We start from the raw sequence: 22691 nt of genomic DNA, 5'->3' as shown, positions 1-22691 counted from the left end.
TTAGAGATAATCGGTCGCAAGATTGATGAAATAAACAAAGGAAGGGTCTTGAAGACTAAAAAAAGGTATAATGGAGAGTTTATATTCCCACCGACAAGTTATGTTGGTATAGTAGCGATATTATATCACAATTTTAGTGGTTTTGTAGGAATACAACGAACTAGAGGAACGTACATTGACATGATGGAAAAGACTGAGAAAAGAAATAACGAGAGTTAGATAAGGGCGTACAGAGGATGCCTAGGGTCTCAGAGGCGAAGAAGGACGTGATAAGCTGCGATAAGCTTTGGGGAGGTGCACACAACCGTTAATCCAAAGATTTCCGAATGGGGCAACCCTCTCATCTGAAGGATGAGAATTTATACTAAGTATAAAGGCGAACGTGGGGAACTGAAACATCTAAGTACCCATAGGAGAAGAAAACAAGAGTGATTCCGTAAGTAGTGGCGAGCGAACACGGACCAGCCCAAACCTAGCATGTTACGGCATGTTAGGGGTTATAGGACTGCATTTAGAAATAGATTTTAAGTTGAACAGGATGGGAAACCTGACCGTAGAATGTGAGAGTCATGTAAACGTAAAGAATCTAGGACGAGCAGTATCCTGAGTAGGTGGGGACCGGTGAAATCCCCTCTGAATTCGGCAGCACCATCTGCCAAGGCTAAATACTCCTGAGACACCGATAGTGAACTAGTACTGTGAAGGAAAGGTGAAAAGCACGGGGAGTACCCGGGTGAAATAGAACCTGAAACTGTACGCCTACAAGCGGTCGGAGCTACTTTGTGTAGTGACGGCGTGCCTTTTGCATAATGATCCTACGAGTTACTTTATCGAGCGAGGTTAAGTTTTTAAGGAACGTAGCCGAAGCGAAAGCGAGTCTGAATAGGGCGAGTAGTTCGATGGAGTAGACGCGAAACCTAGTGATCTACCCATGGTCAGGTTGAAGGTTGGGTAAGACCAACTGGAGGACCGCACCGGTATACGTTGAAAAGTGTTCGGATGAACTGTGGGTAGGGGTGAAAGGCTAATCAAACTGGGAAATAGCTCGTACTCCCCGAAATGTATTTAGGTACAGCGTCGGCGTTGAGTCTTATCGAGGTAGAGCTACCGATTGGATGCGGGGGAGTCACATCCTACCAAATTCAGACGAACTCCGAATGCGATAAGATATAGCCGGCAGTGAGGGCTCGGGTGCTAAGGTCCGAGTCCAAGAGGGAAAGAACCCAGAACTACTGCTAAGGTCTCTAAATTTATACTAAGTTGAACAAAGGAAGTCTGACTGCCGAGACAGCCAGGATGTTTGCTTGGAAGCAGCAATCATTTAAAGAGTGCGTAACAGCTCACTGGTCGAGCGGGGCGGGCATCGATAATAAGCGGGCATAAAGTATAATACCGAAGCATAGTCAAAGTAGCAATACTTTGGGTAGGGGAGCATTCTGTATGCAGCGAAGATATTCCTTGAGGAGTGTTGGAGCGTACAGAAAAGCAAATGTAGGAATAAGTAGCGATAATGAATGTGAGAACCATTCACACCGAAAGACTAAGGATTCCTCCGCTACGTCAATCAACGGAGGGTTAGTCGGCCCCTAAGGATAATGCGAGAGCAGAAGCCGATGGGAATCAGTTTAATATTACTGAACCAGTGTATACTTCGAAGTGGGGACGGATTTTAAAGCTTCATACGTAGAGACGGAATTCTGCGTTGAGATGCGTCTTCGGACAAGTCGAATGAGGGGATAAGGTTCCAAGAAAAGCCAATAAGAATAGGTATATACTGACCGTACCGCAAACCGACACAGGTAGTCGAGGCGAGAAGCCTAAGGTGCTCGAGTGAATCACGGCTAAGGAACTAGGCAAATTAACCCTGTAACTTCGGGATAAAGGGAACCAGCAGCAATGTTGGTCGCAGAGAAATGGCCCAGGCGACTGTTTAACAAAAACACATGGCTATGCGAAGATTAATGTCGACGTATATGGCCTGACACCTGCCCGGTGCTGGAAGGTTAAGAGGGGATGTCATCGCAAGAGAAGCATTGAATCGAAGCCCCAGTAAACGGCGGCCGTAACTATAACGGTCCTAAGGTAGCGAAATTCCTTGTCGGGTAAGTTCCGACCTGCACGAATGGTGTAACGATCTGGGCACTGTCTCAGCCGTGAGCTCGGCGAAATTGTAGTGACGGTGAAGATGCCGTCTACCCGCCACGGGACGGAAAGACCCCGTGAACCTTTACTATAGCTTAGCGTTGTGACTGGATATTTGATGTGTAGGATAGGTGGGAGACTTCGATGCTGCGTCGCCAGGCGTAGTTTAGTCAACGTTGAAATACCACCCTTTGAATATCTGGTTCCTAACCCCGAACGGGGGACATCGCTTGGTGGGTAGTTTGACTGGGGTGGTCGCCTCCAAAAGAGTAACGGAGGCTTCCAAAGGTTCCCTCAGCACGCTTGGTAACCGTGCGTTGAGTGCAATAGCAAAAGGGAGCTTGACTGTGAGACCTACAAGTCGAGCAGGATGGAAACATGGGTATAGTGATCCGGTGGTTCTGCATGGAAGGGCCATCGCTCAAAGGATAAAAGGTACTCCGGGGATAACAGGCTGATCTCCCCCAAGAGCTCATATCGACGGGGAGGTTTGGCACCTCGATGTCGGCTCGTCACATCCTGGGGCTGGAGAAGGTCCCAAGGGTTCGGCTGTTCGCCGATTAAAGTGGCACGCGAGCTGGGTTCAGAACGTCGTGAGACAGTTCGGTCCCTATCTGTGGTGGGCGTGGGAAGTTTGAGGGGCTCTGATTTTAGTACGAGAGGACCGAATTGGACATACCGCTGGTGTATCTGTTGTCTTGCCAAGGGCACGGCAGAGTAGCTAAGTATGGACGGGATAAACGCTGAAAGCATCTAAGTGTGAAACCCACCTCAAGATGAGACTTCCATAGAGGAACGTTGGAGACGACGACGTAGATAGGCTACAGGTGAAAGTGCAGTAATGTATGCAGCCGAGTAGTACTAATGAACCGATAAACTCTCACTTTTTTAATTTTCAGTCTTTTCTATTGGCAATGTGTTACAAGCAATTGTAGTACAGAGCAATGTCAAAAATATTAAAAGCTTCTAAAGAGATTTAGAAACTATTGAAGACCTTCATGGTGTCAATAGGGAGGGCGATGCGACGTTTCGCCGGTGCGACGAATCGCAACACATCTTCCCATTGAGAAATGAAAGGTACTAAAGACCTTCATGGTGTCAATAGGGCGGGTGAACACCTCTTCCCATTTCGAACAGAGCAGTTAAGCCCCGCACCGCCGATGGTACTTGGATCAAACCCGGGAGAGTAGGTAGATGCCAGTTATTTATTGAAGAACAAAGACCTCAACAGAAATGTTGGGGTTTTTTTGTGCCCAAAAACTACTGCGATTTTTTTTAATGGGTCAAGCAAAAAAGTTGGGGGGAGTTAGGCGTATATTTTTTGTAGTCTGAATAAGAAAAAACTTATATCTCTAACCCCTCTAAATTGTCTTCTTAATCCTTTTATCTTCGCATTGAAAGATTCTGCTGAAGCATTAGTACTTCTATTATCAAAATAGTTTAGGATATTTTCGTAGTTGTTCTATATTGTTCTTGATATTGTTTGAAAGGATTTTATCCCTGATTTCTCTACTTCATTGTACCACAATGCTAGTTTTTTAAATGCTACTAACCTTTCCTTACTCTTTGAGAAAATTAGGGATAAACTTTGGCTTATATTATAGGCTTCTTCTAGGTCGGGATACTTTCTAAATAAAATTTCTGCCCTATGGTTTTGTGAAGGCGACCAATTATGTATGCTTTTAAAAAGTATATGCCGACTTCTTACTAATAATTGCTTGGTGGTATCACCGTTTTCTAAAATTTCGGCAATGTATCGTTTGCCTAATTCTTTTGCTAGTTCAATTTCTTTGTTTTCTTGTTCAATCGCATTCCATCTGTGACTAATACGTATTTCTTGAACAGCTTCAGATGCTAATTGCTGGATATGAAATCTATCTGGAACAAGTTTTGCTCTTGGAAAGCTACTTTTGACTATCTTTTCCATAGTTGGAGCTAAGTCTAACGTTACTTCAGTAACTTTCTTCCTCTTACTAAAGGGGATTTTATGTAATACTTCTATTACCTTTTCGCTAACAGCACCTTTTACCATTGCTACTAAAGCTCCTTTTCGACCTTTAGCAGCTTTGTTAGTTAAGATAGTATAAAGTTCTCCATTTGAAAGGCAAGTTTCATCTATCGAAAGGAATTCCCCTAAATTATCTGGGTAAAGAATCCAAGCTTGAGCATGCTCAAGCTGTTTCCAGCTAGTAAAGTTACTTAAATGTGATGCGTATTGCTCTTCTAAACGTTTACCATCTAATTGGCAGAGATCACCTATGATTTTACAACTAATTGGAGTGTTATCTAAAAGCTCCTTTTAAAAAAGCCGCGAATTCCGATGTCATTCGCGTTCCATTTGCAACCATATTCCAGTTTCTATAAACCGTTTTTCCTGTATCATGATTTAGCCATTTCCTACGTTTTACTTTTAAAAAACACGGCTTCCCCCGCAAAGGAAAGTCTCGAATGGTTTCCTCTTCAAAATAGCCTTTCGACTCTAATTTTTGACCTTCAAATTCTTTGGGTATTGAATTACGTTCAGTTATGTAAATATTATATGTATTGTCAAATTTTTCAACATTAACTAAATCAAAATATTCGAATAGTCCTTCAGGAAGTAATAGTTGGATAAAATCTTGCGTCATAAAAGAGTTTTTTTACCCAAAGTAAATTTCAAATTCCTTTCCCCCCCCCCCCCCCCCCAACTTTTTTGCTTGATCCCTTTTTTACCAGCTCCTTGAATTTTAATAAAGCTGTATTTGGCATGGTCTTAAAAATCAAAAACCCCACTCCGTGAGGAATGAGGTTTGTGACCCGTACGGGAATCGAACCCGTGTTTCAGCCGTGAAAGGGCCGTGTCCTAACCGCTAGACGAACGGGCCGACTGGTCCCATAATTCGCTACAAGAAGCGGAAAACTTACTTGTTTTAGACTTTATGTCGACTTGATTCTCTCAAATCGTGGTGCAAAACTACACGCTTATTTCTTAGTATGCAAGCCTTTTTTTAGATTCTATTCAAATAAAAAATTATTTTTTTTTAACTGACTGATTAGTAGTTTGTTTATTCTTTGGGATTAAAAATATTTTCTTGAAATATATATAAATAATTAAGAATCGAGAGTTTTAAAAGGAGGTGTAATTTTGGTCTGGCCTTAAAAATCAAAAACCCCACTCTGTTAGGAATGAGGTTTGTGACCCGTACGGGAATCGAACCCGTGTTTCAGCCGTGAAAGGGCCGTGTCCTAACCGCTAGACGAACGGGCCGACTGGTCCCATAATTCGTTACAAAAAGCGTAAAACTTACTTGTTTTAGACGTTATGTCGACTTGATTCTCTCAAATCGTGGTGCAAAAGTATAGCATTTTGTTTTACGTTCCTAACTTTGGGTTAAAATAGTTTATAAAATCTCATTTTTCTTTTAAAAGTTTTATTGTTTATTGATATAGTTTAAAATTTGCACATAAAATAAGCATTTTTGGCCTTTTTAAATCTTTACCCAATTTGTATTTATGAATATATTTATTTTGGTTTTATCTGCATACTTTAAATAAATCCTTATTTTTGAAAACATTACAAACAATGAACTATGAAAATAATAAAAACTCTTTTCTTTATTTCGATTTTTTTTGCCACAAATACGTACGCTCAAGGTTTACTTTCTCCAGATAAGTTTTTTGGAGAGCCTACAGGGTCTAAGTTTCACTTTCATCATCAACTGATTTCTTATGTAGAACACGTTGCGGCAAATAAACCTGAGAATGTTAAAATTTTGCCGCTTGGAAAAACCACGGAAGGAAGACCTCAATTGATTGTGGCAATTGGTTCGCCTGAAAATATAAAAAACCTCGAAAGTATCAGAAAAGCAAACCTTGCAAACATTGGTATGGGTGATGGCACTCCAAACTCAAATATTCCGGTTATTGCTATGTTATCTTATAATGTGCACGGAAATGAATCTGTTAGTTCTGAATGTATGGTTAAGGTTATTTATGAAATGGCAGCTGGGCAATCCGACTTAAGCAAAAGTGTCTTAAAAAATACAGTTGTACTTATTGATCCATGTGTTAATCCTGACGGATTTGACAGATATAGTACTTGGTATAATCGTTACATTGGTTCTTCTCCTGATTTGCATGGAGCTTCGGTTGAGCATCACGAACCTTGGCCAGGTGGAAGGTTTAATCATTATCTTTTTGATTTAAATAGAGATATTGCATGGCAAACTCAAAAAGAAACCCAGCAGCGTATTTCATTTTATAATTCATGGATGCCTCAACTTCATGCAGATTTTCATGAAATGGGGCCTAATTCTACGTATTATTTTGCCCCTTCTGCTAAACCATTTCATGAGGACATAAATACCTATCAAAGAGATTTCCAAGTAATGTTAGGTGAATATAACAAGAAAAATTTTGATGACAAAGGTTGGTTGTATTATACTAAAGAAAACTACGATTTATTATACCCAAGTTATGGAGATACGTATCCAACATATAATGGAGCTATCGGTATGACTTTTGAACAAGCTGGTGGCGGCCCAGCTGGATTAGCATTTAAGCGTCAAGACGGTGATACTTTAACTCTCACTGACAGAATAGCTCATTCGTATTCTACTAGTTTAGGTACACTTAAGGCTATTTCTGAGAAATCTGAAGAGACTAAAAAGGCTTTTGCGAAATATTTTAATGATGCTCAAAGCAAAGGTTATGGAAAATACAAATCGTATATTTTGAAATATGCGGGTAATGAAGCCAAAATAAATGCACTAACAGACCAATTGGATAGGTTACAAATCAAATATGGTTATGCTGGAAAAAAGTCAACGGGTTTTGGTTTTAACTATCAAGCAAACAAAGAGGATAATTTTTCGATAGATGAGAAAGATTTAATTATCAGTACTTTTCAGCCCAAAGGTGTTTTTACTAAGATTTTGTTTGAACCTAAAACTGTTTTGGAAGATTCAAACACGTATGATATTACCGCTTGGTCTCTTCCATATGCATTCGATATTGAAGCTTATGCTACTTCAGCTAAATTAACTGGGGATGAAGCAAAGCCAACAGGGACAAGAATAAGTGAAGTCACTGCTGGTAAAAAAGTATTTGCTTTTGCTTCGGAAATTAATTCTTTTGAGGAATCTAAGTTTTTGGCTTCTTTGCTCAAAGAAAAAATAAAAGTAAGGGTTCAAGAAAATGCTTTTAAAGCCGAAGGAAAGAATTTCAAAAGAGGAACACTTCTAATAACCAGGAAAGGAAATGAAAACTTGGGGGCGAACTTCGAAACTAAAGTAGTTGAAATAGCGAAAATGTTTAATATTAACCTTACTCCTATGTATTCGGGTTTGGTTGAATCTGGTTCGGATGTGGGTGCGGGTTCTGTGGATGTGGTTAATGCACCTAAAGTAGGGCTTTTGATGGGTGCTGGTATTACGCCTACCGCCGTGGGAGACGTTTGGCACTATTTTGATCAGCAGCTTAAATATCCAGTTACACTAATAGACGGTAGTTATTTTTCGAGTGTAGACTTATGGTCGTTTGATGTTTTGATTTTGCCAAATGGTAATTATGGTAAAATCATTTCGGATACCAAAGAGATTAACAGATGGATCAGCGATGGAGGAAGGCTCATATTGTTAGAAAGTGCGAATGATTTTTTTGCTGGAAAAGATGGCTTTAATTTAATTTCAAAAACAAAAGACAAGAAAAATACACAAGGTATATATGGTGATAGAGAACGAAATGCTATTTCTGACCAAATACCAGGGGCTATATTTAAAATAAATCTTGACAATACACATCCTTTGGCTTACGGTTATTCGGGGAGTTCATATTTTATGATAAAAAACAAGATTGATTTCGATTATCTGAAAAATGGATGGAATGTAGGTAAGTTAGGTGATCACATGTCTGGTTTTGTTGGAAAAAACTTAATAACTACAATGAAGGATTTGCCTGTTTTTTCAGTTCAAGACTTAGGAAAAGGAAAGGTGATTTATATGATAGAAAGTCCCTTATTCAGAGCTTTTTGGAATTCAGGTAAATTGATGTTTGCTAATGCTACTTTTCTAGTAAAATAGAATTAAAAAAAATAGAATAGGTTAATAAAATGAAAGTCAGATACAAGGTACTCGGTTTTTTGTTTTTGCTTTCAATCATTACATTTTTGGACCGTGTTTGTATGAACGTGGTAAGCAAATATGTAAAAGAAGACCTAGAACTCAATAATCAGTCTTTTGGCTATATTTTAGGAGCTTTTTCTTTAGCTTATGCTCTTTTCGAAATGCCAACAGGTATATTGGGTGATCGGATTGGTCCTCGTAAAGTTTTAACTAGAGTTGTGTTTTGGTGGTCTGGCTTTACTGCACTTACAGGTTCGGCCTTTGGGTTTGTACATTTGTTAATCGTAAGATTTTTATTTGGGGTAGGAGAGGCCGGAGCCTACCCCAATACTTCAATCGCTATTTCAAGGTGGTTTCCTGCGGTAGAAGTTGGCCGGGCACAGTCGGTAATCTGGTCAGCAGGTAGAATCGGTGGTGCTTTAACACCACTTTTAATAATCCCTTTGGTGCATTTGGTTGGCTGGCGTTTTTCTTTTGTTTTGTTAGGGATTGTTGGTGCCATTTGGGCTACAGCTTGGTATTTTTGGTTTAAAGATAGCCCAGAAGATTTTCCTGGAATTTCGGATGAAGAAAAAGCGGAGATTTTAGATGGTAGAAAAGAAACTCAAGAACATCAGAAGTTAGATTGGCAGACCATATTGAAAAACAAAAATGTGTGGATGCTGATGCTCATGTGCCATTTGTTTTTTTATGCATCTTACTTTTTCACTAATTGGTCTTCTACGTATTTTCAGGAAGGACGCGGCATGAGCGAAGATCAAACTAAGAACTTTATTTCACTCTCATATTTTTTAGGTGCCATCGGCTGTATTATTGGAGGTTTCACCAGTGATATTTTGAGTAAAAAACTAGGCTTAAAGCTAGGAAGGAGAATTGTTGGAGTTACTGGCTTAGGGCTTTCAAGTATATGTTTTCTATTTGCTGGACTAGTAAAAGACAATCAGATGGCAGGTTATTTATTGGCACTTTGTGTTTTACTAAAAGACCTTACTCTTCCGGTTGCTTTTGCGGTTTGTGTAGATATTGGTAAAAAAAACTCGGGAGCAGTTACCGGGGCCATGAATTTTGCAGGGCAAATGGGTGGTTTTTTTATTACCATAATATTTGGAAACATTGTTCACTTAACACATAACTTTAACTATCCCCTATTCCTGATTTCAGGATGTTTGATTGTAGCTTCGAGTCTGTGGTTTTTTATTGACCCAACACAAGCTCTTAAAAAGTCATTAAGCTCATGAGGATTTTTAAAGTAGGTGATAGGTAGGATTACTATTTCCTTAAAAAGTGTGACTAATTCCTTGTTGTAGTGGTAATATTTTGAGGGCAAATCGCTCTTTTTGTTGTAATACTAACCTTTCTTGGTATTATTTTAAGAATAAATGTATGTACGTGCTGATTTAGAGATTTGTTTTCTTACCTTTGCATCGTTAAAAATCGAACTATCCGTTCGAGTCTCTGCAATCGGCAAAAGGTTTTAAAAACCCTTCAGTTTTTTCCCCTTCAGAGCAGGCAACGGATATTAATCCGTGATGTTCACGTAAGGGCGTGTCGCAATCGCCTCAAAATTATTTTATTTTTTAAGATTTTCGGCCGTTAGCGAAACGTCCGAGCAAAAAACAGTATGCAAACATTAAAGTTTACAGACCTTCCTCTTTCAGATTTTATTCTGAATGCAGTAGAAGAAATGGGTTTCAGCGAAACCACTCCAATTCAAGCAGCAGCAATTCCTGCAGTTATGTCAGGTAAAGATGTTATCGGGCAAGCACAAACAGGTACGGGTAAAACTGCAGCCTTTGGTATTCCGGCCATCGAGCACGTAAACGTAGAAGACAGAAGTACACAAGTACTAATTATGTGTCCTACAAGAGAACTTGCTCTTCAAGTAAAAGAACAAATTAGCAAATTAGCTAAATTCAAAAAAGGCCTTTTGGTTACTGCCATTTACGGTGGTGAGTCTTACGAAAGACAATTTGCCAACCTTAAAAGAGGTACGCAAATAGTAGTTGGTACTCCAGGTAGGATTATGGATCATATTGACCGTAAGACTTTGAAGTTAGATAATATCTCTATGCTTATATTAGATGAAGCAGATGAGATGTTAAACATGGGCTTTAGAGAAGATATCGAGAAAATTTTGACTTTTGCTCCAGCTTCAAGACAAACTGTCCTTTTCTCTGCTACAATGTCAAAAGACATTTTGAATATCACTAAGAAGTTTCAGAAAGATCCTGAAATTATTAAAGTGACTAAAAACGAAATTACAAACGTAAATATTGACCAAACGTATTATTTGGTTAAAAAAGAAGCGAAGTTCGAAGTAATGGTTCGTCTTATTGACAAACATGATCTTCAGTTAATGCTTGTTTTCTGTAACACGAAATCTAAAGTAGATGAGTTAGTAGAAGACCTACAAGCTCAAGGATACGCAGCAGAAGGACTTCACGGAGATCTTCGTCAAGCAGCTCGTAACCAAGTGATGAACAAGTTCAGAAACGGTAATACGAAAATATTGGTGGCAACTGACGTAGCTGCTAGAGGTATTGACGTAACGGGTGTTGACGCAGTATTTAACTTTGACCTTCCGATGGACCTTGAGTACTATGTACACCGTATCGGTCGTACGGGTAGAGCAGGTCAATTGGGACGTGCATTCTTATTTGTTACTCGTCGTGACCGTGGACGTATGAGAGATCTTGAGCATTACACGAAAGTGCAAATTCCTCAAGGTGAAATACCTACACAAGCTGATATGGAGAAATCTCGTCAAGTTAAACTTGTAGAGAAAATCAAAGCTAACATTACAGAAGATAGTAATGAGCAATATGAGGCAATCATTGAGCAACTTAAAGAAGAAGGTTTCTATACACACAACATTCTTTCTGCATTGATCAAAATGCAAGCAGGAACTGTTAAAAAATCTAACTTTAGAGACGACGAACTATCTGACGATAGCAGAGGCGGAAGAAATGAGTCAAGATTCGGTGGAAGAAACGACAGAGGAGGAGATAGAAATTCTGGTAGAAGAGGTTTCGAAAGAGGCGGCGAGTCTACTCGTAATGGAAGTTTTGAAAGAAGAGGCGATAACACTAGAGGAAATAGGCCGCAATTCGAGAGCTCTAGACCAAGAAGGCCTCTAGGTGCTAATCCAGGAGATGCGGTTGCTGCTGAGCCAGGAATGGTAAGATTGTTTATCAGCTTAGGAAGAAAAGACAATGTTTCTCCAAATCATATAGTAGGTGCTATTGCTTCTGAAGCAAGAATCCCGGGTAAAGTGATTGGTCAGATAGATATGTACGACAAATTTAGTTTTGTTGAAGTACCACAAAGAGACGTTAGTAAGGTTATTGACGGAATGAGAGGTAAAACCATCAACGCAAGAGAAGCGAACATCGAAGTAGCTAAGTAATTAGCTCTCCGGTTTAGATATATTAAAAAAGGTGAATCTGAAAAGATTCACCTTTTTTATTTGGTATCAGGTTTATCATTGTTAGTTCTTCTAATATACCGAGGGATATTCTGGTACTTATCATGGAAACCAAATCAGCCTCGCTTCAATTCGAAAATCTCTTTTTCTTTGGGCCAATTTTTCTGTCAAATCTTCAGTAAATAACTTTTAAAATACCAATGGGCGTATCGTTCTATTTAAATTTTCTATAGACCAGCGACATTATTTAATGGTGTTTTTTCGGAATAAAAGCAGACCTATCATGGTTATCAAGCCATTTAGAAGTAGGTTTTCAAAGCCAAACTTATAGTTTCCATAAGTTTCGATAAGTTGAACCAAAGCATACGTTAGTATCGGCGAAAGCACACAAATCATAGGTACAAACTTGTCTTTCACTTCGTATTTGGTATAAATTCCGAATGCAAATAAACCCAAAAGTGGACCATAGGTATAACTAGCAATTTGGAAAGTTGCAGAGATCACGTCTGTGCTATTCAGGGCATTGAATATGAAAATTACTATCATAAATAACACCGAAAATCCGATGTGAACGTAGTTTTTTATCTTCTTTCTTTGAGCCTCGCCTTTGTCTTCTATATTCATGAAGTCTACACAAAAAGCTGTAGTTAAGGCTGTTAGTGCTGAGTCAGAGCTAGCGTAGGTTGCTGCTGTAATTCCTATTAAGAAGGTTATAGAGACCAATAGCCCGCTAAAGCCTAAACTTGGGTTACTAAATATCTTAAGAGCCAAATTAGGGTAAAGGTCATCCGTTAAAGCAGGTATTGCTAAGCCTTTTTGGTTCATGTAGATGTACATTAACGCTCCTAAACACATAAACATAAAAGTGACGAATACCATGGTAATCGTAAACCAGAACATGTTTTTTTGTGCTTCGCCAATGTTTTTACACGTAAGATTTTTTTGCATTAAATCTTGATCTAAGCCCGTCATTACGATTGCTATAAAGGCACCAGAAATAAATTGCTTAAAGAAGTTTTTACTATCAGCCCAGCCTCCGTCAAAGAAGAAAATTTCAGAATATGAACTGTCTTTGATACTTGTTATCATTTCTCCAAAACCAAAATTAAGCTCTTTCGAAATCAAATAAATGGTCAAGGCAACTGCCGTTATTAAAAATACAGTTTGCAAAGTATCTGTTATCACGATTGTTTTTATGCCACCTTTGTAAGTGTATACCCAAATTAGCATTATTGTTATCACTACTGAGACTTCAAAAGGCACACCAAGGGGGTCGTAGATGGCTATTTGAAGTACCTTGGCTGCAATATAAAGCCTAACAGCTGAGCCTAGGGTTCTTGAAAGCAAAAAGAATGCTGAGCCAGTTTTGTATGACCAAAACCCAAACCTTGTTTTGAGGTATTGATAAATTGAGATTAGATTAAGTTTGTAGTAAAGTGGCATCAAAACGGTTGCTATAAAGAAATAGCCTACTGTGTAACCCAAGACCATCTGGAAATATGAAAAGGCCTTTGTGCCAACAGCTCCGGGCACCGAAATGAATGTAACGCCTGACAAACTTGTGCCTATCATCCCGAATGCGACCAAATACCATGGCACTGATTTGTTAGCGGTAAAAAATGAATTTGTATCTGCTCCTTTTGATGTTTTGATTGATATGGCAATCAATATGATGAAGTAAATCAGTAGTATACTTAAGGCTAAATAGGGGGTCATATTTGTTATTTGGTTTCCTAATAGCAAATATCAATCAATTATTTTAAAAACCTAAATTTTAAATTTTAGAATTTTAATCATCAATTCTGAAACCCGAAGCAAAGATTTGAGGTTTTTATTGATAGGTTATATTAAAAACCTTATAAATTTGTAAACACAAACAGTTTGTTTTATAATAATATGAAGTACGCACCAGATACAGACGTAGAAGTTTTAGAAGAGGTAGACATTGATGTGGACCAAGTTAAACTTTACGCCATAGTAGTTTTTAATGATGACGTTAATTCTTTTGATCATGTAATCGCCACTTTGATGGAGCTATGTGAGCATTCAAAAGAGCAAGCTGAGCAATGCACTTTAATTATTCATTTTAAAGGAAAGTGTGCCGTAAAAAATGGAGACCTTGACGAATTGACCCCAATAAGAAATGCTATTTGTAAAAGAGGCATTTCGGCTGAGATTTTATTAAGATAAACTAAAAAGATATTGAATTACCCTTCTAGATTAGTTGAAGAAGCCGTATTAGAAATAGCCAAGCTGCCCGGTATTGGCAAAAAAAGTGCATTGAGACTTGCTCTCCATTTATTAAAGTCGGACCTTGGGGTTACCCATAGGCTCACTGATGCATTGCTTAATCTCAGAGAAAAAACCACGTTTTGTACCATTTGCCATAATATTTCCGATGGAGATATATGCCAAATCTGTGGCTCTTTCAAGCGTGATGATTCTATTTTGGCCATAGTGCAAGACACTAGAGACGTGTTAGCGATTGAGAATACGGGTCAATACACGGGCAAATATCATATTTTGGGAGGAATAATTTCACCCATTCAAGGTATTGGACCAAATGACCTTAACATAGAAAGTTTGGTAGAAAGAGTTAGGAATAACCCAGAAATTAAGGAAATTATATTGGCCTTAAGCCCAACTATGGAAGGCGACACCACTGCATTTTATATAAGCAAAAAACTGAGCGAGTATAATCTAAAAGTAAGTACCATAGCTAGGGGTATTCCGATAGGTGGGGACTTGGAATATACAGACGAAATCACTCTCGGAAGGAGTATTGTGAGTCGGGTTAATTTCTAAACCCTATTATAGACGATTTCTTTTGTTTATGCTGCTTAAAAAAACTAAATTGAGTTTAATTAAAAGAATATAATATTCAACGTAACTATGAACAGAAATAATTTTTTAAAATCGATTTTAGTTGGAGCTTTCGCTTCAAAATTAGATGTTTCACAAGCTAAATCTTTTATTTTGCCTGCCGACGCATTTACACTTCCTGAACTTCCGTATAAGTATACTGACCTTGAGCCAAATATAGATGCCATGACTATGGAAATTCACCATAGTCGCCATCACCAGGGATATGTAAATAATCTAAATAAAGCTGTTAGTGAAAACTCTTCGGCTGCCGGCAAATCGCTTGAGAGCTTAGTTAAAAATATCAGTAAGTATAACACAGCCATTAGAAATAATGGCGGTGGACATTGGAATCATAGTTTTTTCTGGAAAATACTTTCTCCAAAAGCAACTACTCCTTCTGATAAGCTTCAGAGCATGATTGTGAGAGACTTTGGCAGTTTAGATAAAATGCAAACTGAGTTTAACGCTGCCGCAGGAAGTAGATTTGGTTCAGGATGGGCTTGGGTAATTTTACAGAATGGCAAACTGAAAATATGTTCAACGCCAAATCAAGATAACCCTTTGATGGATATTGCGGAACAAAAAGGGACTCCAGTTTTAGGTATAGATGTGTGGGAACATGCGTACTACCTGAAGTATCAAAACAAAAGAGCGGACTATGTGAAAGCTTTTTGGAATTTGGTGAACTGGGAGCAAGTAGAGAAAAATTGTAAAGGATAATATTAAATTAAAAAATGGAAACATTAGACTTGCTAGATGAAATCCCTTCGTTGGATCTAGCAGATTTCACTTCAGGAGACGAAAAACGAAAGGCAAACTTTGTTGCCGAAATAGGAAAAGCCTTTAATAATATTGGTTTTGTAGCGGTTAAAAATCACGGCCTTACAGAGGAGCTTAGGTTGAAACTTTACGAAACTATCCAAAAGTTTTTCTTTTTGCCTGATGAAGTAAAAAGTAAATATGAGTTTGAAGAACTTTCTGGTCAAAGAGGATATATTGGAAAAAATAAAGAAACAGCAAAAGGGTTTAAAAAACCAGATTTAAAAGAATTTTATCATGTGGGTCAACTTAATCCACGTGAAGATATGGCTCGCAACGTTTTTCCAGAAGAAGTCCCCGAGTTTGAAACTTTAACTTCTGAAACATATAGAATATTTGAGAATACCGGAAAGACTTTGCTTAGAGCTATCGCGTTATACCTTGAACTACCCGAAGATTATTTTGAGGCGAAGGTTTATCAAGGAGATAGCATTTTGAGGGCATTACATTATTTCCCGATTCTAAATCCTGATGCCCTAGAAGAAGGTGCTGTTAGAGCCGCCGCTCATGGAGATATTAACCTTATTACATTGCTAATGGGTGCCTCAGCGGAAGGTTTAGAGGTATTGAGAGTGGATGGAAAATGGATTGCCGTAACGGCTTTGCCTGACCAAATTATCATTAACGTGGGTGACATGTTAGATAGACTAACTAATCATAAGCTTAAGTCTACGATACACCGCGTAGTGAATCCGCCGAGAGAAAAAATGGGAACATCGCGATTCTCAATTCCATTTTTTATGCATCCTAGAGGTGAAATGGACCTTAAATGTCTGGATTCTTGTGTTTCTGCTGAATATCCAAAGCTTTATACAGATATGACTGCAGGTGAGTTTTTAGACGAAAGGTTAAGAGAACTCGGCTTTAAAAAATAAACTTAAATTTTTAAGAAAACGTAAAAGCTTGGAAACTAAGAAAATTAGATACTTTATTTTTCTAAAAGATATTTTCCTTCTTTCCATTACTTGCTTTGGAGGAGCACAGGCACATTTGGCCTTGTTTATTCAGCGATTAGTAAAAAAACATCGATACATAACAGAGGCAGAGCTAATGGAACTCCAATCGCTCTGCCAATTTTTACCTGGACCTACATCTACACAAACTATCACGGCCATAGGGTTTAGGCTTGGAGGCCCTACTTTGGCATACTTAACTTTATTGGTTTGGATTTTACCCGCTACTGTGTTTATGGGAGGCATGGCATTAGCTATCTCTTTTATTGACAAGCAAGCTTTAATTCAATTTACCCAATTTATAAAACCTATGGCGGTGGGTTTTATACTATTTGCTGCGTATAGTATTGGTAAAAAAGTAATAAGCTCCAAAACCTCCATCACATTACTCTTGATTGCCACTTTAGGCGGTTTTTATTTTCGTTCCCCTTACATTACACCAATTTGGATATTTTTGGGTGGTGTAGTTTCTTCTTTGAAATATAACAAACAAGAAAAGTTACCCAAAAACCCGATTAAAATTCAGTGGGCTAATTTCATACTTTGGGCTGGTGTTTTTATCGGAATCGCGGTTTTAGGTAAAATTACACAATCTCTACCTATTCGCCTTTTTGAGAATTTTTATAGAAATGGAAGTTTGGCCTTTGGAGGTGGGCATATTCTTAAACCACTCTTATTCAATGAGTTTGTCGAGTTTAAAAACTATTTAACTCCTGACGAATACCTCTCTGGCTTAGCGTTTGCCGAAATGGTGCCTGGGCCTACATTTTCTATAGCCTCTTATGTTGGCTCGCTTTCAATGCGAGACTGGGGAGTTTCTGGTCAAATATTGGGTTCGTTCGTTGCTTCTTTTGGTATTTTTTTACCCGGTATATTTTTAATATTTTTTGTGATTCGTTTTTGGGATCAACTCAAACAATACCGTGGCATACGGGCATCGCTCGAAGGTGTAAATGCAACTTCTACGGGCTTGACTATCGCCGCAGGTTTTATTTTGTTTCAACCAATGATGAACAACACTACGAGCGTAGTTACCGTTTTTGTAACACTTTTAATCTTGTTAAACGAAATAATGCCTTCTTATCTGCTAATACTGGTTGGTTTAGCTATGGGCTATTTTTTATAATTTAATTTTCATGGAAGAATTTATAATATTTTTGAAACTAGGTTTCGACCACATTACTGACCTAAATGGATACGATCACTTATTATTTATAGTGGCACTTTGTGCTATTTATGATCTTAATGATTGGAAAAAAGTTTTGGTTTCTATTACGGCTTTCACCGTTGGTCACTCCATAACTTTGGCACTTTCGGTTTTAAATCTGGTTCACTTTTCAACTGACCTTATCGAATTTTTGATTCCAGTTACTATAATGATAACCTGCATAGGTAATTTATTTTTGAATAAAGGAAAAAAGCAATCAGCTATTTTTAGTTTAAGATATCCCACTACTTTGTTTTTTGGACTTATTCATGGGCTGGGCTTTTCTAACTATTTGAGAAGCCTTTTGGGGAATTCAAACTCTATAGTTTCAGAATTGTTGGCTTTTAACTTAGGTTTAGAATTTGGCCAAATATTAATAGTTTTAGTATTCTTATTAATTAACTATATATTTATAAAAATTATTAAAGTTCAAAAAGTGAGTTTTGTTAAAATTCTCTCGGCATTCCTCGCAGGAATAACCTTTACTTTGATCGTTGACAAATGGATTTTTTAATTTTCATCAAATAAACTGTACTCTTTATGAAGAAACTCTTTTTATTAATGCTTCTGGGTTTTTATGCCCAAGCACAACAACCTTCTCCTTATAATGCCAATTCGGTATTTGAGCAATTGGGAGCGGCATTGCCCACACCAAATACCTACAGGTCAGCAAGCGGAGCACCTGGCAAAGACTATTGGCAACAAAAAGCCGACTATCAAATCAAAGTAGAACTTGATGATCAAAATCAAAGAATAATAGGTAGTGAAAAAATAACCTATAATAACCTTTCTCCTGATGCTTTGAGTTATTTATGGTTACAGTTGGATCAAAACAACTTTTCAGAAGGTTCGATAGCTGCAACTTCAAGACCGGGAGCCTTAAATACCGAGCGTGGTGTTTCCGCAGGTCAGCTAAAAAGCGTGGAAGGAAAAACGCCAAAAGACTACGGGCATAAGATTAGAAAAGTAACCGATGCGTCTGGTAAGGCTTTACATTATGTGATCAACGGTACCATGATGCGAGTTGATTTGCCAACTAAACTTCAGTCAAAACAAAGTGTTTCATTTAATATTGATTGGGATTTTAACATTGTAGATGCCAATGCTACACGTGCAAGAAGTGGATATGAGTTTTTTGAAAAAGACGGAAACTATATTTATGAAATGGCACAGTGGTTTCCACGTATGTGTGTATATGACGATGTAACCGGATGGCAAAATAAGCAGTTTATTGGTCAAGGTGAGTTTGCTTTGGCGTTTGGAGATTATAATGTAGAAATTACGGTACCAAATGACATGGTAGTGGGTGCTACAGGTGAGCTTCAAAATCCAAGTGACGTGTTAAGTGCTACGCAAAAGCAAAGACTTAAAGACGCTGAAAACTCAAGCACGCCGGTTGTAATTGTAACTCAAGATGATGCTATCCAAGCAGAAAAAGGAAAACCTACGGGTAAAAAAACGTGGAAGTATTCTGCTAAAAATGTTCGAGACTTTGCATTTGCAGCGTCGAGGAAGTTTATTTGGGATGCTATGCGTGTAAACGTAGAAGGTACCAAAACTTGGGCGATGTCACTTTATCCAAAAGAAGGAAATCCGCTTTGGGGACAATATTCTACTAGATTGGTAGCTCATACGCTGACGCAATATTCGAAAAGAACAATCGCCTATCCATATCCAGTGGCATACTCAGTGCATGGACCAGTAGGAGGGATGGAATATCCGATGATGAGCTTTAACGGTGCGAGACCTCAAGCAGACGGAACGTATTCAGAAGGCGTGAAAAACTTTTTGATTTTGGTTATAATTCACGAAGTAGGTCACAATTTCTTCCCGATGATAGTCAACTCAGACGAGCGTCAGTGGTCGTGGATGGACGAAGGCTTAAACTCATTTTTAGAAGGTGTGGTATGTAGAGAGTGGGATAGAGATTTTCCGGCTACAGGTATAGAACCACAATACATAGTGCCATACATGAAGTCAGATGCTGACAAGCAAAATCCAATTATGTCAAGCAGCGATAATATTTTGCCGAATACATTTGGACCAAATGCTTATTCCAAGCCAGCTACTGGACTAAATATTTTGAGAGAAACAGTGATGGGAAGAGAGCTGTTTGATTATGCATTTAAAGAATACGCCAAAAGATGGGCTTTTAAACACCCAACTCCCGCTGACTTTTTTAGAACTATGGAAGACGCCTCTGGTGTAGACCTTGACTGGTTTTGGAAAGGATGGTTTTATGGTGTAGAAGCGGCAGATCAAGCGATAGCAGAAGTAGAGTGGTATGCTGTAGATAAGCAAGACCCGGCTGTCGCTATGGCCGAAAAGAAGGCTTCTGATATGAGCAAAAAAGAAACTATCAGCACGATAAGAAACCGTACGGATATTCCTCAGTCTGTAGTGGAGGCTGACCCAACTATGCGTGATTTTTATAACTCATATGACCCATATAAGGTAACTGAGAAAGATAAGGCAAAACAAGAGGCATATTTACAAACGCTAAGTGCCGATGAGAAAAAGTGGTTAGACGAAACTAAAAATTTCTATGTTTTAAAGTTGAAAAACAAAGGCGGCTTGGTAATGCCAATTATCATTCAAGCTCAGTTTGAAGACGGCACTACACAAGATTTTCGTTTCCCTGCCGAAATATGGAGATTAAACAACAAAGAAATAAGCAAAACAATAAGTACCACTAAAAAAGTGGAGAAGTTTAAATTAGATCCTTATTTCGAAATTCCTGATATCGATACTTCGGATAATGTATTTCCGAGAGAGCCAGAAAAGCCAACTAAATTTCAGCTGATGAAGCAAAATAGACCGGCTCCGGCCACAAACCCAATGCAAGAAGCTTTGAAAAATCAAGCTGGTGCAGTTGGTGGAAGTGGAAAGAATTAAAATTTGTAAGTTTTAAATAAGAAAGCGAGCGATAAATTCAGTTTTATCGCTCGCTTTTTTGTTATTGTGCAAGTGAAACAAACTCAAATTTGTTACCGTCAAAAAGCCCTTTATCTGACAATTTAAGCGATGGTATGACTAATAGGGCCATAAATGATAAACTCATGAATGGTGATTTTAATACACAACCGATTTCGTCTTTTGCAAACTGATCTATTTGAGTATAGTCTTTGGCTACTTCATAACCGTCTTTATTGCTCATGATACCCGCCACCGGAAGTGGTAAAACTCCCATCGTATCGATGCCCACTGCTGAAATTCCACCTTTTTCTCTGACAACCAAATTTATGGCATCCATTATGGCTTTATCGTCTACACCTACAGCGATAATATTATGAGAATCATGAGCAACCGAAGATGCAATGGCTCCAGTTCGTAATCCAAAACCCTTGATATACCCGATTGCGGGTTCGGCGTTGGTGTATCTGTTATAAACCACTATTTTAAGTATATCTGCTTTTCTTAAATCTTCTCTGAAACCAATGGCATTTGGATTTATTTCAAATAAAAACTCATCGGTAACGAGCTGGCCTTCATTTACTTGAATTACTCTAATTGATCTTGTATTTTCTTCAAACTTCATAGCCAGCTGCCCAATCTCTATTTTTTTAGCATTAAATTGGTTAGGTGTTTTTGAGGTTATGTTTTCAATCATTGAAACCCCATCCTGAGCCACAAGTTTTCCGTCAATATAGGTTTGCGTTACATTTAAATCCTCTAAGTTATCTACCATTATAAAATCCGCCGCTTCGCCTTCTCTTAGTAAGCCAATTTTAAGGTTATAATGCCTAACGGGGTTTAAACTGGCCATTCTGAGTGCCTTAAATAGGTTTAATCCTTTTGCGACCGCTCTTTTTACCAATAGGTTTATATGGCCTTCTACCAAGTCGTCGGGATGTTTGTCGTCTGAGCAAAACATCATTTCAGATGACTTGTTTTCGGCTAAGCCAATCAATGCATCAAAGTTTTTGGCTGCACTGCCTTCTCTAATTAATATTTTAACACCAAGGTTTAGCTTTTCCTCTGCTTCTTCAAATGTAAAACATTCGTGGTCGGTGCTGATTCCGTGACTAAAGTATTTGACGGCGTCTTCTCCTCTCAGGCCAGGGGCGTGGCCGTCGATGGGCTTAAAGTATTTTTTTGCAATTGCAATTTTGGACATCACCTCAGGGTCTTCGTGAATAGCACCAGGGTAATTCATCATTTCGGCCAAATACCCGATGTCTTCAGAGGCCAGTAGATCGGCGATGTCTTCCGAAGTTATTTGGGCACCCGCAGTTTCAAAACTTGTGGCAGGTACGCAAGATGGAGCACCGAAACAAAACTTAAAAGGGATGGTTTTGCCGTTTTCTATCATAAATTTAACTCCTTCTTTGCCTAATACATTGGCTATTTCGTGTGGGTCAGAAACCGTTCCTACTGTACCATGCACTACAGCAAGTTTTCCAAATTGTGAAGGAGTTAACATTGAGCTTTCTACATGCACATGTGCGTCAATAAAGCCAGGCATAGCGTATTGTAAATGTTCTTTTGTATCCCCTAATTTCTTTATTTGATAGATTCGGCCTTCATGAATACTTATTTCTCCATGAAAAACTGTGTTGTCAAAAATGTTAACTATGTTGGCTTCTATAATTTGCATGTGCTTTTTTTTTAGTGCAATTTAATTCATTCAAAAGTGTAACTCAAATTTGATTTAAATTTTTAAGATTTTCATCCGGTAAAAATACGGGTTTCAATAGGTATTTATACGCTATTTAAAGGATGTGTTTATTTGTAAACTATTAAATGTTAGTCTTTTATGTGATTTTGGTAAAATTGTTAGTTTTGCTTTACTTCTAATAAAAACTAAATTTACTTAAAAACAAACACCATGAAAGTAAAAGGAAATGAAGGTGAGTATATTACCTTAAAAGAAGCATCTATTCGTCAAGAGAAACACTTAAAGCATCGTAAAGATGTTTTGAAAGAAAGTGACCCTATTAAATCTCAGTTTTTTGGGAAAGAAAAACTTTTAGCTTTACTTTCGAAGCCTAATTGTAAAGGTCTTAAAATCATATACGGACACGACGGTAATAGTTTACCTTCGCTTGTATTGGCAGCAGCTGACGAAGATCTGAATGTACTAGGTGTAGACAAAACGGGTCTTAAGGATGGAGAGCCGGGAGACTATCTGGCAGGAGGACCAATTTGTCCGCGTGACTGTGCCCAATAATTTATATTCT

The 22691-nt window shown here is 38.3% G+C and carries 14 protein-coding genes, 2 tRNA genes, 2 rRNA genes and 1 pseudogene; 13 read left to right on the top strand and 6 right to left on the bottom strand.

All coding sequences use genetic code 11. The features are described 5' to 3' along the window. Positions 1-209: 209 nt before the first annotated feature. A 23S ribosomal RNA gene (locus ACFOOI_RS06680) occupies positions 210-3027 on the top strand. A gap of 206 nt (positions 3028-3233) precedes the next feature. Beyond that, positions 3234-3345: ribosomal RNA gene (rrf, locus tag ACFOOI_RS06675) — 5S ribosomal RNA — on the top strand. A 103-nt stretch (positions 3346-3448) separates the two neighbouring features. Here rrf and ACFOOI_RS06670 read toward each other — a convergent pair. The 4 genes and pseudogenes from ACFOOI_RS06670 to ACFOOI_RS06655 form a co-directional block, all read right to left on the bottom strand. After that, a pseudogene (locus tag ACFOOI_RS06670) lies at positions 3449-4402 on the bottom strand (ISAon1 family transposase). 22 nt (positions 4403-4424) lie between these two features. Beyond that, a complete protein-coding gene (locus ACFOOI_RS06665; RefSeq protein WP_379836374.1) occupies positions 4425-4769 on the bottom strand; it encodes an ISAon1 family transposase N-terminal region protein in 345 nt (114 codons plus the stop codon). 165 nt (positions 4770-4934) lie between these two features. Then, positions 4935-5006, bottom strand: a tRNA-Glu gene (locus ACFOOI_RS06660). 311 nt (positions 5007-5317) lie between these two features. After that, a tRNA-Glu gene (locus ACFOOI_RS06655) sits at positions 5318-5389 on the bottom strand. 322 nt (positions 5390-5711) lie between these two features. Between ACFOOI_RS06655 and ACFOOI_RS06650 the strand changes: the two genes are divergently transcribed. The 3 genes from ACFOOI_RS06650 to ACFOOI_RS06640 all read left to right on the top strand — a co-directional run bounded on the left by ACFOOI_RS06650 (position 5712) and on the right by ACFOOI_RS06640 (position 11649). Then, a complete protein-coding gene (locus ACFOOI_RS06650) occupies positions 5712-8201 on the top strand; it encodes a M14 family zinc carboxypeptidase (protein WP_379836372.1) in 2490 nt (829 codons plus the stop codon). Between the two features lie 29 nt (positions 8202-8230). Beyond that, positions 8231-9481: an MFS transporter gene (locus ACFOOI_RS06645; protein WP_379836370.1), complete on the top strand. Its 1251-nt coding sequence runs from the start codon at positions 8231-8233 to the stop codon at positions 9479-9481. Between the two features lie 383 nt (positions 9482-9864). Next, positions 9865-11649: a DEAD/DEAH box helicase gene (locus ACFOOI_RS06640; protein ID WP_379836368.1), complete on the top strand. Its 1785-nt coding sequence runs from the start codon at positions 9865-9867 to the stop codon at positions 11647-11649. Between the two features lie 261 nt (positions 11650-11910). Here ACFOOI_RS06640 and ACFOOI_RS06635 read toward each other — a convergent pair whose 3' ends face one another. Further along, a complete protein-coding gene (locus tag ACFOOI_RS06635) occupies positions 11911-13383 on the bottom strand; it encodes a sodium:solute symporter (protein ID WP_379836366.1) in 1473 nt (490 codons plus the stop codon). Between the two features lie 180 nt (positions 13384-13563). Here ACFOOI_RS06635 and ACFOOI_RS06630 point away from each other — a divergent pair, with 180 nt between their 5' ends. From ACFOOI_RS06630 to ACFOOI_RS06600, 7 genes are all read left to right on the top strand, one after another. Next, complete coding sequence (locus ACFOOI_RS06630; protein ID WP_379836364.1) at positions 13564-13857, top strand: ATP-dependent Clp protease adaptor ClpS; 294 nt, start codon at positions 13564-13566, stop codon at positions 13855-13857. 12 nt (positions 13858-13869) lie between these two features. Next, positions 13870-14472 (top strand): recombination mediator RecR, encoded by a 603-nt coding sequence (gene recR, locus ACFOOI_RS06625; protein WP_379836362.1) that lies wholly within the window; start codon positions 13870-13872, stop codon positions 14470-14472. Positions 14473-14559: 87 nt separating this feature from the next. After that, positions 14560-15252 (top strand): superoxide dismutase, encoded by a 693-nt coding sequence (locus ACFOOI_RS06620; RefSeq protein ID WP_379836360.1) that lies wholly within the window; start codon positions 14560-14562, stop codon positions 15250-15252. 14 nt (positions 15253-15266) lie between these two features. After that, the gene (locus ACFOOI_RS06615) at positions 15267-16226 is read left to right on the top strand and encodes an isopenicillin N synthase family dioxygenase (RefSeq protein WP_379836358.1); all 960 of its coding nucleotides are present in this window, start codon (positions 15267-15269) and stop codon (positions 16224-16226) included. 28 nt (positions 16227-16254) lie between these two features. Continuing rightward, positions 16255-17430 (top strand): chromate efflux transporter, encoded by a 1176-nt coding sequence (gene chrA, locus ACFOOI_RS06610; protein WP_379836356.1) that lies wholly within the window; start codon positions 16255-16257, stop codon positions 17428-17430. Between the two features lie 10 nt (positions 17431-17440). Further along, on the top strand, positions 17441-18025 hold the full coding sequence (locus ACFOOI_RS06605; RefSeq protein ID WP_379836355.1) for a HupE/UreJ family protein: 585 nt from the start codon (positions 17441-17443) through the stop codon (positions 18023-18025). 26 nt (positions 18026-18051) lie between these two features. Then, positions 18052-20406: a M1 family metallopeptidase gene (locus ACFOOI_RS06600; protein ID WP_379836353.1), complete on the top strand. Its 2355-nt coding sequence runs from the start codon at positions 18052-18054 to the stop codon at positions 20404-20406. A gap of 61 nt (positions 20407-20467) precedes the next feature. On the opposite strand, the gene ade is transcribed toward ACFOOI_RS06600, so the two are convergent. Then, positions 20468-22108, bottom strand: coding sequence for an adenine deaminase (gene ade / locus ACFOOI_RS06595; protein WP_379836351.1), 1641 nt, complete (start codon positions 22106-22108; stop codon positions 20468-20470). 231 nt (positions 22109-22339) lie between these two features. On the opposite strand from ade, the gene ACFOOI_RS06590 reads away from it, so the two are divergent. Then, the gene (locus ACFOOI_RS06590; protein ID WP_379836349.1) at positions 22340-22681 is read left to right on the top strand and encodes a hypothetical protein; all 342 of its coding nucleotides are present in this window, start codon (positions 22340-22342) and stop codon (positions 22679-22681) included. Positions 22682-22691: the final 10 nt, after the last annotated feature.

The sequence above is a fragment of the Lacihabitans lacunae genome, from assembly GCF_042649125.1.
Lineage (GTDB): Bacteria > Bacteroidota > Bacteroidia > Cytophagales > Spirosomataceae > Leadbetterella > Leadbetterella lacunae.
This window is presented reverse-complemented; position numbering and strand designations above follow the sequence as displayed.

Excerpts from the sequence above, each read along its gene's own strand:
- ACFOOI_RS06665 (WP_379836374.1), bottom strand. The coding sequence starts at position 4,769 with ATGACGCAAGATTTTATCCAACTATTACTTCCTGAAGGACTATTCGAA.
- ACFOOI_RS06650 (WP_379836372.1), top strand. The coding sequence starts at position 5,712 with ATGAAAATAATAAAAACTCTTTTCTTTATTTCGATTTTTTTTGCCACA.
- ACFOOI_RS06645 (WP_379836370.1), top strand. The coding sequence starts at position 8,231 with ATGAAAGTCAGATACAAGGTACTCGGTTTTTTGTTTTTGCTTTCAATC.
- ACFOOI_RS06640 (WP_379836368.1), top strand. The coding sequence starts at position 9,865 with ATGCAAACATTAAAGTTTACAGACCTTCCTCTTTCAGATTTTATTCTG.
- ACFOOI_RS06635 (WP_379836366.1), bottom strand. The coding sequence starts at position 13,383 with ATGACCCCCTATTTAGCCTTAAGTATACTACTGATTTACTTCATCATA.
- ACFOOI_RS06630 (WP_379836364.1), top strand. The coding sequence starts at position 13,564 with ATGAAGTACGCACCAGATACAGACGTAGAAGTTTTAGAAGAGGTAGAC.
- ACFOOI_RS06620 (WP_379836360.1), top strand. The coding sequence starts at position 14,560 with ATGAACAGAAATAATTTTTTAAAATCGATTTTAGTTGGAGCTTTCGCT.
- ACFOOI_RS06615 (WP_379836358.1), top strand. The coding sequence starts at position 15,267 with ATGGAAACATTAGACTTGCTAGATGAAATCCCTTCGTTGGATCTAGCA.
- ACFOOI_RS06605 (WP_379836355.1), top strand. The coding sequence starts at position 17,441 with ATGGAAGAATTTATAATATTTTTGAAACTAGGTTTCGACCACATTACT.
- ACFOOI_RS06600 (WP_379836353.1), top strand. The coding sequence starts at position 18,052 with ATGAAGAAACTCTTTTTATTAATGCTTCTGGGTTTTTATGCCCAAGCA.
- ade (WP_379836351.1), bottom strand. The coding sequence starts at position 22,108 with ATGCAAATTATAGAAGCCAACATAGTTAACATTTTTGACAACACAGTT.
- ACFOOI_RS06590 (WP_379836349.1), top strand. The coding sequence starts at position 22,340 with ATGAAAGTAAAAGGAAATGAAGGTGAGTATATTACCTTAAAAGAAGCA.